The 12,127-nt window shown below is 38.6% G+C and carries 8 protein-coding genes, 1 tRNA gene and 1 pseudogene; 5 read left to right on the forward strand and 5 right to left on the reverse strand.

What is annotated here, in order from left to right; all coding sequences use genetic code 11:
- Positions 1 to 2,035: carbamoyl-phosphate synthase large subunit (gene carB, locus A0J48_RS24300; RefSeq protein ID WP_200327162.1), on the reverse strand; the 2,035-nt coding region annotated here is incomplete at its 3' end.
- Positions 2,036 to 2,610: 575 nt separating this feature from the next.
- Here carB and A0J48_RS24305 point away from each other — a divergent pair.
- Positions 2,611 to 2,821: pseudogene (locus tag A0J48_RS24305) on the forward strand (transposase); the annotation flags it as partial.
- A 552-nt stretch (positions 2,822 to 3,373) separates the two neighbouring features.
- Here A0J48_RS24305 and dpsA read toward each other — a convergent pair.
- Positions 3,374 to 3,928: a DNA starvation/stress protection protein DpsA gene (gene dpsA, locus A0J48_RS24310; protein WP_200327163.1), complete on the reverse strand. Its 555-nt coding sequence runs from the start codon at positions 3,926 to 3,928 to the stop codon at positions 3,374 to 3,376.
- A 324-nt stretch (positions 3,929 to 4,252) separates the two neighbouring features.
- On the opposite strand from dpsA, the gene A0J48_RS24315 reads away from it, so the two are divergent.
- The 4 genes from A0J48_RS24315 (at position 4,253) to A0J48_RS24330 (ending at position 6,808) form a co-directional block, all read left to right on the forward strand.
- Positions 4,253 to 4,489: an Asr1405/Asl0597 family protein gene (locus A0J48_RS24315; RefSeq protein WP_200327164.1), complete on the forward strand. Its 237-nt coding sequence runs from the start codon at positions 4,253 to 4,255 to the stop codon at positions 4,487 to 4,489.
- 40 nt (positions 4,490 to 4,529) lie between these two features.
- The gene (locus A0J48_RS24320) at positions 4,530 to 5,114 is read left to right on the forward strand and encodes a (2Fe-2S) ferredoxin domain-containing protein (RefSeq protein ID WP_200327165.1); all 585 of its coding nucleotides are present in this window, start codon (positions 4,530 to 4,532) and stop codon (positions 5,112 to 5,114) included.
- 396 nt (positions 5,115 to 5,510) lie between these two features.
- On the forward strand, positions 5,511 to 6,320 hold the full coding sequence (locus tag A0J48_RS24325; RefSeq protein ID WP_200327166.1) for a tetratricopeptide repeat protein: 810 nt from the start codon (positions 5,511 to 5,513) through the stop codon (positions 6,318 to 6,320).
- A gap of 257 nt (positions 6,321 to 6,577) precedes the next feature.
- On the forward strand, positions 6,578 to 6,808 hold the full coding sequence (locus A0J48_RS24330; protein WP_200327167.1) for a hypothetical protein: 231 nt from the start codon (positions 6,578 to 6,580) through the stop codon (positions 6,806 to 6,808).
- Positions 6,809 to 6,873: 65 nt separating this feature from the next.
- Here A0J48_RS24330 and A0J48_RS24335 read toward each other — a convergent pair.
- The 3 genes from A0J48_RS24335 to tnpA form a co-directional block, all read right to left on the reverse strand.
- A tRNA-Pro gene (locus tag A0J48_RS24335) sits at positions 6,874 to 6,947 on the reverse strand.
- A 322-nt stretch (positions 6,948 to 7,269) separates the two neighbouring features.
- Positions 7,270 to 11,562 (reverse strand): PAS domain S-box protein, encoded by a 4,293-nt coding sequence (locus A0J48_RS24340; protein WP_200327168.1) that lies wholly within the window; start codon positions 11,560 to 11,562, stop codon positions 7,270 to 7,272.
- 250 nt (positions 11,563 to 11,812) lie between these two features.
- Positions 11,813 to 12,127 (reverse strand): IS200/IS605 family transposase (gene tnpA, locus A0J48_RS24345; protein WP_200327169.1); only part of this gene is annotated, 315 nt, incomplete at its 5' end.

Consider the following 12,127-nt stretch of genomic DNA (forward strand, 5'->3'; position numbering starts at 1 on the left):
GTGGTGGGGTGGTGGGGTGAACTGTCTCCCCATCTCCCCATCTCCCCATCTCCCCACCAAGGGAAGCTAGATACTTTTGTAGAGGAACCGCTAATTTTAAGGGTGTTTGTCCACCGAATTGGACGATGATACCGATGGGGTTTTCGGCTTCGATGATGTTGAGGACATCTTCTTTGGTTAAAGGTTCAAAATACAAGCGATCGCTGGTATCGTAATCTGTGGAAACTGTCTCTGGGTTAGAGTTGACCATGATGGTTTCATAACCCGCAGCTTTGAGAGAATAGGCTGCATGACAACAACAGTAGTCAAATTCTATCCCCTGGCCAATGCGGTTTGGTCCACCTCCCAAAATCATCACCTTGGGTTTATCGGTGGGTAATACTTCCGTTTCTTCTTCGTAGGTGGAATAGTAATAAGGTGTGAAAGCTTCAAATTCCGCCGCGCAGGTATCCACAGTTTTGTAAACGGGAATGACACCTAATTTTTGCCGATATGCTCTCACTTCATCTTCCTTGGTTTTGGTCGCGTAGGCAATTTGGCGATCGCTAAAACCATTGCGCTTCACCTCATACATTTTTTCTTTCGTCAACTGCTGTAAAGGTGTGCGTTTGAGGAACTTCTCAATTTCCAAAATTTGCTGTAATTTATCCAAAAACCAAGGATCAATGGCTGTTAGTTCATAAATTTCTTCGTTGGTTATTCCCAACTGCATCGCATGACGCAACGCAAACACCCTTTCTGGGTTTGGTGTCCGTAATTGGGCGCGTATTTGTTCACCACTAGGTAATTTTTCTGATTTATCACAACCCCAACCTGCACGACCGGTTTCTAGGGAACGCAGGGCTTTTTGGAAAGATTCATTAAATGTCCGGCCTATAGCCATTGCTTCACCCACAGACTTCATCTGGGTAGTGAGAACAGAGTCAGAACCGGGGAATTTTTCAAAGGCAAACCGAGGAATTTTTGTCACCACATAATCTATAGTGGGTTCAAAGGATGCGGGGGTTTGTTTGGTGATGTCATTTTTAATTTCATCCAAGGTATAACCCACAGCTAATTTTGCCGCCATTTTCGCTATGGGAAAACCTGTGGCTTTGGAAGCTAAAGCGGAACTGCGAGATACACGGGGGTTCATTTCAATTACTACCACATCCCCGTTCACAGGATTTACCGCAAACTGAATATTAGAACCGCCGGTTTCTACCCCAATTTCCCGGATAATCTTAATCGCCATATCTCGCAGACGTTGATATTCTTTATCTGTGAGGGTTTGGGCTGGGGCAACGGTGATAGAATCTCCGGTATGAATCCCCATTGGATCGAAATTTTCGATGGAACAGATAATGACTACGTTATCTGCTAAATCTCTCATTACTTCTAGTTCATATTCTTTCCAACCTAATAAAGATTGGTCAATGAGAATTTGAGAAACAGGACTAGCGTCAATACCAACTTGCGCCATGATTTCAAATTCTTCTTGATTATAGGCGATACCACCACCTGTACCACCCATTGTAAAGGCGGGACGAATAATGAGAGGATAAGAACCGATTTGGTGAGCGATCGCTTTTGCTTCGTCTAAAGTTGAAGCTGTACCACTAGGACATACTGCTACCCCAATTTTCGCCATCGCTTCATTAAATAATTTGCGATCTTCAGCTTTTTCAATTGCTGGTAGCTTTGCCCCAATCAACTCTACATTATATTTGTCCAACACCCCATTTTTGGCCAAAGCCACAGCCAAGTTGAGGGCGGTTTGTCCTCCCATCGTTGGTAACAAAGCATCTGGTCGTTCTTTTTCTATTACCTTAGCCACCAATTCCGGGGTTAGCGGTTCAATATAAGTGCGATCGGCGGTTTCCGGGTCGGTCATAATGGTTGCAGGGTTGGAATTTACCAACACTACTTCATAACCCTCTTCTCGCAAAGCTTTACAGGCTTGAGTACCAGAATAATCAAATTCACAAGCTTGGCCAATGACAATGGGACCAGAACCTAACAGCAATATTTTTCGGATATCTTGACGACGAGGCATAGTTTTTACTTTAGATCGAGAAAATACAAATCTTGACTATTTTAAGGGTCTTTACCCCTGATCATCTTATTTATTATTAAGTTTTCCGGGCAGTAGGTAATTTTAGGTGTCATTGAAGATTTGGCATTAGTGAATACTCTGAGCTTCCTCAGTATTGTCTGTTAATCTTTCTATAGGAGGATTCAGGAGTAAAACCCTCTTATAGTGGGAGTTTCATTATCAATTAATGTCCTAACTACCCTATCCACAGCTATAACTCCATTATCAGAAAATATACTTAATTATGGATCAATTACGAATCATCTCATTGAAGGTCTGAATATCGGCTTTCTGCAATTTTTTACTTATTTATTCTGATAGTACTGTCTAATGCTAACTATACATCCCGTATTTCTTCAGAGAAGAAATATTAAGTTTTAAATTAATTGCAGTCGTGATAGTGTATTTTTACTTAAAAGATAATAAATTTTACATCGTCAATACACTTAGAGGATGTTTGAAAAGTCGGAGAGGCAGTAAAAAAGCTCTCTCGGTATAAGCTGTGAATAGTGAATAGACAGCACCAAAAGAGCAACATGAGTAAAGCATACCCTAGCAATCTGACTCGTGACGAGTATGAATTGATAAGTGACATAATTCCAGAACCAAAACCAGGCGGTCGTCCACGTGAAGTCGATATGTGGGAAATTCTGAATGCGATATTTTATGTGTTGGTAGAAGGAGTCAGATGGCGGAGTTTGCCTGGGGATTTTCCAGCATGGCAGACGAATTTATGACTATTTTAAGCGTATTACTCCTAAATTACTTTATTTTTTACTAAGTTCTTTGAGTGCTAGTTTATATAACTGTTTTTTGACAATACTGAGGTTTATAACCAAGCCTATAAATGTTTTATTGTAATTAATTATATATAATTTTTTTTATACCAGTCAAATCGGAAATTTTGAACCTTTTGTCAAAGCATCTGAATATTTCCAGTGCCAGTGTTTTATCTAAGTAGTATTTGTCTGGGTTTAATCAAGATATTTGAGGTGGTAAAAAATAGCAAATTTATATTTTTATATAAGTTTTTATTGTCTAGAAAAATTTCTTTTTTTTAATAGATTCTTGATGAGAGTATCAAATTAATTGTGTTTAAAATATAGTTGATAATTTATATCAATTAATATATTGAATATTTTTCGTGATTTAGATTTCACCGATAATAATGTCGGCACTTTTCCCTAAAAAATGGCAGAGATAAGAAAAATCAATCTCTGCCAAAATATATTTTTTAGAAAGTTTCGAGTCTTAAATTATGCTTTAACTTTCTTTAAACTAATCCTAACTATTGAAAGTTTAGTTTTGTGCTGGTTGGACAAATCCTAAAGTTAGACTATCTTTAGCTAAGAAATGTGCTAAATGATAGGCTCTTTCTTCTGTCTTGAGCAGGATTTTTTCATAGAGATAGCGTGTACCTCTATCTCCCAAACTCTCAGCTTGAGTAGCTTGACGACGAATTACACCAATAATTGCTTGTTCTGCTGCCAGGTCATTTTCTACCATCTTCCGAGAGGAATAGACACCATCAGCTTCTACCTCAAAGCAGCATAATTCTGCTAATTTACTAAAGCTTGCTGCGGGTACACCACCTAAGCCATTTAAACGTTCGCCAATTTCATGGATATGATCTTGAACTTCTTTGTAGCTGTCATTGAAGAATTGATGTAAAGAGTAGAATTCTGCACCCTCTACAACAAAATGGTGTTTTTGATACTGTAAGTAGAGAGCCTGAAAACTTGCTAAAACAACGTTAAATCCTTCTACTACTGGTGCAGTAACACTACGATCTAGTAATACCGGATTGTCGTAAACTTGACCAAAGTTGTGTAAAACAGCTTGAGTATCAGACATGGTTCTCCCCTTATTTTGACAGTTGGAATTTTTAACTGTTCATTTCTTACATATTAACATTGAAAAAAATGAACGCAAGGCTAACAAATCTGAGTAAAATTTGAATTTTTAATAGTTGTTAGCGGAAATTTTCACTCTATATCTGTTATGTAATTTCTAATCACTAACAATATTATTGACTTACGCACCTAAGTATGCATGGTCAGGACAATATCCAGAAATGAGATTTTTTTGCAAAATTAATGACAATATTTTGCAGTTAATGTATTCTGAAGACAGATAGGGGTTAAACAGTTAGTTTGTTCTGTACTCAGAACTCTGAAGATGGAAGAACAGAAGGTTATAGAAATAAACTGGGCTGATAGATGGCAGGTGTATCAACGTCTGCGGGAGTTGGATATTCCCTGTGGTTGTGAGGTTAACCAACCTTTACGGGTAGAAATAGCCACTCCCATATCAGTACTGCAAATTTGGAGTGTGATGCGACAAGTAACAGCTTCTCGTCAAGAGAAGATTCGGAGTTTAGAACGCTGCTGGTGTCTGCGTCACCACAATTTTTAATTAGCTGATAGGTTGTTTTGATTAAAAATAGGTTAAAAAAATGAGAATTTCTCCTAGTACAGAAATGACCGAATTTTGTTTAGAAGGCAGATTTTTGGATTTTGTGATTAAAGATGGTTATAAGTTGAAGGGTTTATTGTTAGCCACCAGTGAGGGACAATGCTATGTCAAGTTAGCCAAGCATTTACGAGTGGCTTTCGATTTGCGTTTACCGCGTGGTACTTGGTTGCAAGTGGTAGGTATGAAAAAGTATGACGCTAAAAAAGATCAAATTATGTTAAAAGCCGAAAGAGTAATGGCGGCAAGTGCTGATATGGGAATTAAACCTCAACAGCAAACAGTGAAAAAGCAAACTATTTTATTCTGTCAAAAATCAGATTGCATGAAACGCGGTGGTAAAGCTGTATGTGAGATGTTGGAGAAAGAGTTGAGCGATCGCGGTTTGCAAGATACAGTAAATATTAAAGGTACTGGCTGTATGAAAAACTGTAAGGCTGGTCCTAATTTAGTTATGCCAGATAAAACCCGTTATACTCGCATTCAAGCTAGACAAGTTCCCTCTGTTTTAGATCAGCATTTAAATAAAAATGTGGAGATAGAAACACCTCAGTTTGTAAAAGTTTAGGTCAGTACAGCATATTGCAGATCAATAAGGTACAAATTTTTATGACAAAGCCTTGCACCAGAAGGGTTTTACTGCTGACCGCTGACTGCTGAAAGCTGCTGTAACTGAATCAAAATATCTATCTAAATCTACTCATATCCTACTAAACTTAATAGAACTGGTTTTTCACCCCACGGTCAATCATGAATCATTTGCCAATGATTTTGGTGTATAGTGGGTGTATAGTGTAAGTAGTCTGTCCATAACTAGGACAAGTAAAATGGTTGACGGCTTTTTCGATATATAGGTAGATTTGAGTAGGTTTTATACAAGGGCAAATTACACTTTAATTCCTAATGGAAAAGTGTTTTTTGATTAGAAACTAAGAAGCAAAGTTAATAAAAAACTAAAACTGAAATGACTCAATTTATTCCTAGTATTCAGCGAGTATTTACGCCTAATATTAAACGAGTAGAAGTTGATGTTTATCCACGAGGAGATTTAAAACGAGGTCAAGAACTCGCTCGATCTAGTAACTTTAATGAAGCTTTAGAGGAATTTAATGCTGTACTTAAAGAAGATCCCAGTTCTATAGCTGCTCACGTATCAGCTGGAAATGTAAAATATCGGCAAAAGCAGTATGAGGACGCGATTGTTCATTTTGAAGCAGCTATTCGTCTAGATCCGCTTTCTACTAATGTTTATTTGAGAGCCGCTAGAGCTTATGCTGCTCAGGGGAAATCAGACAAAGCTCTGGAATACTTTCAAAATGCTCTCAAATTAGATCCCAACTTGGCGATGGCTTATGTAGGTTTAGGACAAGTCTTGTTGAAGCAAGAAAAGTTTGATGAAGCTGTACAACAACTGAGTAAAGCTTTACGTCTTAATACACGATTGCTCGCTGCTCGGAAGAGACTAGCTCAAGCCTATAATCAGCAGGAAAAACATTTTGAGGCTACTACTCAGTTAAAAGCTGTGCTGAGAATCAAGCCTAATGATCCCGATGCTTATGCAGGAATGGGTAAAACTTATTTCTTACAGAAAGATTATAGTGCAGCTAGAGAAGCTTTTAAGAAAGCAATTGCTCTAAACCCTGAGTCATCATCTAACGCACAGTTAGGACTAGCAGTATCTCTGATTGAAGAAGACAAAATCGAAGAGGCTAGTGCAATTTTAGCAAAAGTTGCTATTGGTTTTCCTCAAAATGAAGATGATGATGACATATAGGAATTACGCATTCAATTTGCTATAAAAAAGGACTTTCCGCACCCTAAACTGTCACACAACGAAAATTAATTGGTCGTTTGGAGATTTGAGATTGGCGAACTGCTTGCAGCAGCGATTCGCTATCGCCACCTAAGATTTCAAAAATTTTATATCAAAATTATCCTCAAAGGTGTTGAAAAATCCGAAATTACCGATTGTGACACTGGGGGTGCGGAATGTGGGATGTATATATTTGTATATATTTGTAGGTGCAATTCATGAATTGCACCGATGGATATTTTCACGGAACTTTGAGATTAAATCTTTTGGTTTTTCACCAGACAACAGCAAACTTGCCAACAGAGTTAAATCTAAATCGGGTAAAAATTCACTTTTTAAGATTTTCTCATACTTATCACCCCGCAGATAAGCAGGTGCAAAATATTCTAAAACTTGTCGTCAGTTACTTTCATCTCTGGTACTACTTCGGTCACACTCATCAACAATAATCAAATCAAAATAATCAGGTAGTTTGTCAACGCGGACAATTAATTTGGCAAGTTACAAAAACAAATCGGGATGACTGGATTCGAACCAGCGGCCCCTTCGTCCCGAACGAAGTGCGCTACCAAGCTGCGCCACATCCCGCCACAAAAACTCAAACTATCCAAACATTATATCACAATAAGTCCTAAATAACCCAAGTAGCTAATTATAAAAATGTAAGGGTGTGGGAATGTAGGGACAAAACTTCATTCGTAAGTATTCAGCAGTAATCAGTAAGTAGCTATGCCCAGGCGCGTGAAACTGAGTTAATAACCAGTATGCAGAGTTTTGTCAAATTACAGCAGTGTGAATGAGAGCAATTTACAGCATATTATTGATGGTTTTCATATTTTTGCTGACGGCTGAATGCTTACCTTCATGCTTGCGGCTGAACTCCTAGTTAGTAATAATCTCACATCACGATCTATTCATCAGAAACATAGATTTGTATCAGTTTGATAATTTGGTCGAAGGCAAAGTTGTAGATAAGTTGCTCTAAACCAAGAGCTAGATATGAGTTTTCGGGGGGAATTTGCTTAATCAAATTTTCTACTGTTGCTTGTTCACAAGATATTGAAGCTTGATGGAGTTGAACTATCCAGGCTTGAGGCATAATCGCAAAATCCTCAGTTGTTAAAGGTTGATTGAGGACTAATGGCGAGGGTACTGAATCTGCGTAAGTGTAACGTAAACCCAAATGCTCCGCCATTTTGTTGAACAGAGTTTCTGCGGGAAAGGGTTTACTGATATAGTCGTTACAACCTGCGGCCAGAGCAAGATGGCTATAGTTAGGCTCCCTAGAAGTATCATCATTAGAAGCTTGAGCCGTTAAGGCAATGATAATAGTAGGATGTTGTGATTGTTCAATAGCTCGAATTCGTTTCGTCGCTTCATAACCATCCAATCCTGGCATCCGAATATCCATCCAGATTAAATGAGGTTGCCATTCTTGCCAGATAGAGATAGCTTCTTCTCCATTTACAGCTTCTCGCACTTCCAATTTCAGTTTACCAAGCAGTTTTACTAGCAGTAGCCGATTTACAACCTGGTCATCCACAACTAAAATCCGATAATTGGGTTGATTAGGTGCTAATCCTATAACTTTTTGTGTCCGGTTGTGAGGTTTGACATTGGGTTTTGTTACCACCAAAACTGGAATTATAAATTGAAATGTACTGCCCTGTCCTAACGTACTTTTGACTTTTATTTCCCCACCCATTAACTGCACTAACCGACGGCTAATGGTGAGTCCAAGTCCTGTTCCTTCTGGGATGCTCTGTCCATTAGCTGGTGCTTGAGTAAAGGCATCAAAAATTATTTCCAAATCTTGGGGAGTGATACCAACTCCAGTATCAATAACCTGGAATTGCAAGTAGGCGCGGTTCTTAAATTCATAGTGGGAATTTATTGATTGATTTGCTAAGGAAACTGACAGATAAATACTTCCCTGTTGAGTAAACTTAATGGCATTGCCAATCACATTAATCAATACCTGTTGCAATTTTTTACCATCAACGGTGATGTAGTGAGGCACTTCTGGTAAAATTTCTTGGTGCATCTGCAATTTCTTATTCTGTACTTGCTGACTAAACATACTGTTTAATGAGTCAAGCAGTTCTAATAAATCTATATCTTGCTGCTCTAAAGTCAACATTCCGGCTTCAATTTTGGATAACTCCAGCAGTTCATTGATCAGCTGGAGTAAATGCGCTCCACTGTTCAAAATGATTTTTACCTGTTCTTGATGTTCTGGAAGTAAGGTAGAGTCCCAATTCAGAAGTTGAGCAAACCCCAGAATGGCGTTGAGAGGAGTACGGAGTTCATGGCTCATATTTGCCAAAAAGGAAGTTTTAGCCCGGTTGGCAGCTTCAGCGGCTTCTTTTGCTTGTTGGAGTTCTAATTCAAATCGAATGCGATCGCTCACATCTTGTACAAAAGAGAGAATAGAAATTAAATTACCAAATTCATCTATCAACACTGAGTTAAACCATTGACAGTGAATTACAGAGCCGTCTTGCCGATAATTGCGATTATGACAAACACTTCTGCTTTCTTCACTCAGCAGTTTTTGTGCTGCTAATTGAACTTTGTCTAAATCTTCCTCAAAGATAAACTGCCAATCAAGCATATTTTTATGCAAAACTTCTTCTGCTTTCCAGCCAAATATTTTCTCAGCTTGTTTTGACCACTGTTGCAGTTGAAATTTATCGTCCCAAATAATAGTTGCCAAGGGGGTATTTTCAATATGAAAAGCAATCTGATGATGAGCTTTTTTGAGGGCGGCTTCTGTTTGTTTGCGCTGGGTGATATCCCGACAAATACAGAACTGTACAATTTCACCATCCCAATTCACGCTATTTGCGCTGATTTCTACGTCACAAATTGAACCATCTTGACGACGATGACGAGTTTCAAATAAAACTCTTTTTTCAAAATTGAATTCCTCAATTCCTTGATTAATTTCTGCTGGTGTCCATTTTGCATCCCAATCGGTAATATGCAGAGTTTTTACTTCTTCTAAACCATAGCCCAGCATCTTGGCAAAACTGAGATTGCAGTCCAAAACATTACCTTGATGATCTAAAACCACAATGCCATCAAAGGAAGTATTAAAAAGTGTTTTGGTGCGAATTAATTCTTTCTCTAAAGCAGCTTCTATTTGTTTGCTTTCGCTGATATCTTGGGCAGTACCTAGGATTTTGATGACTTGGTTATTTTCATCTCTAGCAAAGACTACATCCCGCGATCGCAACCAACACCAAGAACCATTTTTACGTCGCATCCGATATTCAGTAGTTAAAATTTCATCATCACGGGCAATTTTCCAGTGATTCATATTGCGATACATCAATGGCAAATCGTCGGGATGTAAGATGGCTAAAAAAAATTGCGCCCCACCTTGCATAAACTCTTCAGGTGTGTAACCCAAAATCTCTATAGATTGACGATTAACGTATAAGTTAGTCCAAGAAAGTGGATTTAAAATATATAGAATTTGTGGCGAATAATCCGTAACTTGTTGAATGAAATGATTGCTTTCACGTAACTCTGATTCAGCTTGTTGGCGTAAACGAAGCTCCTTATAAAGATCACTAATATCTTGAAAAACTGAAATCACAAATATTTGACCATCTAACTCAATCAACTCGGAAGATAACAATCCAGTTTTGATTTCTCCTGATTTGGTTAGCAACTCCATTTCATAATTTTGAGTTGTCTGCTGATTTTGTAGCAGATGGTAAATTTCTTGTGCTTGTTGGGAATGAACCATCAAATTTAATTCATCGACTGTATGACCGATCACTTCTTCATCAGTGTAACCAGTGAGCGTCAGAAATTGATCATTTACAGCCAGATAACTTCCATCTGTAAGATTAACAATAGTGATCGGATCGGGACAGGTACGAAATACTTTAGCAAATCTCTCTTCTGATTTCTGAAAAGCTGTTAGCAGTTGTTCACCCATGCAATTAAAGGATTGAGCTAATACCTGCAACTCTGCTATCGCTGCATTTTCCGATAAAGGTTTCTGCCATTTTCCCTCCGCTAAAGCCTGACTAGCTTGACTTAACTGGGTAATTGGTTTAGTTATCCACCCTGCTGTCAGTATTCCCACACCAGTAGCAACAAATAATGTCAACCCGCATAAAATAATTGTCAAATTAGTATTGGACTGAATTTCTCCCATGAAGTCAGATGCGGGGATAACCGTCACCAATAACCAATCTAAACCATATTTATCTTTGTAAGGCTGGACTTGAGCAAACAGCGTTTCTCCTCTCAACCCTACTTGAAAATGACGAGAAGTGTTAATTTGCTGGAGATTACTGTATTGCTGCTGTAATTTAACCGCAACTGCCTTTGTCCAGGTATCCTGACTGTGGGTAGCAAGCAACCTAGTTGGTGGTTTTTGTTCATGCTTGATTAATGGGAGTTCTGGAGTGGATGTAGCCACCAAATTGCCAGAACGCTCCATAATAAAAACCTGTCCCCTAGGCGAAAATTTTAGTTGTTTTAAAAATGCACTAATATCGGAAAGCGAAGTAGTAGAGCCAAAAACCCCTTGAAATTTTCCACTAGTATCGTATACAGGAGCGATGGCGTTAATAGCCAATGTTGGAAACGCTCGGTAAACAAAAATTGATGTCCAGGTTTGTTTTTTGGCTGCTTTGGCATCAGGAAACCAGGCGATTTTACTGTTATCGACTGCCAAAGTATGAAACAATTCTCTTGGTTGTCCTTGTTCATCTAGCAAATAATAGTTCCGTTTTTTTGGCTGTGGTTGTCTGACCTTGGCTAAGTACAATGTCCCCATTTTTAACCTTTTCCCAGTTAGCTGTTCGACTTCGGTAATCATCTCCTGACTCAGCAACCGTCTGTAGCTAACTTGTTCTTCCTGTTCGTTGATAAAATAAACAGACCCCAAGGATGGGGATAAATTCATTTGCTGCCAAAAATGGTTTTGTAGTTGCTCATTGTTGTTGATATCCAGAAAACCCTGCTGGTAAGCCTGGTGATTGACTGCCACTACTTGTTGTTGCGTTTGCAAAGAGGTGTCGAGGCGATCGCTAATCCGTTGTACTGTTTGATCCATCAACTTATCTGCCAATTTTTCTACTGCCACCTCGCCGCTACGGTATGACAAATAACCTACAAGTGCCACAACTCCCACGGTTTGCAGTACAAATGGTACGATTACCAAGGTTTTTAGTGACACCTTGCCACATCTCTCAGTAATCCATTTAACAAACAGATAACTCATCTTTCTCGGCAAATATACTGAATATTAGCAATGTTTCTATTTAATCAGAAAGTAACACATAACATTTCAAAATGCTTGTTTAACTTTTTCAGCAGAAGTCCTACACTCACTCTTAGGAGTGTGGGATGAATGTGCGTGAGTTGACGAATGTCCTCTGACCAATGCCATAGGCGAGGAAAGAGGACGTGGAGGAAACGAACAATTTCTAAGTTTTTTTTTCTGGGGTCTCTTGCGCTTCTATATATTTTCTAAGGGTAGAAACAGTAACACCGCCACAACTAGCCACAAAGTACGAGCCGCTCCAAAATACGTCTTTCCAGTAGAACTGTTCCAAGTGTTCTGAAAATTCTTGGCGTAATTTTCTGGACGATACAGACTTGAGATTATTTACTAATTTACTAAGTTCAACGTCTGGATGGTATTGAAAAAGTACATGAACATGGTCTTCCTCTCCGTTGAACTCAATCAGTTTGCAATCCCACTGTTCTAGTAATTCCTCAACTATAGTATTCAATCTGGC

It is taken from the genome of Sphaerospermopsis aphanizomenoides BCCUSP55 (assembly GCF_001586785.1).
GTDB lineage: Bacteria > Cyanobacteriota > Cyanobacteriia > Cyanobacteriales > Nostocaceae > Sphaerospermopsis_A > Sphaerospermopsis_A aphanizomenoides_A.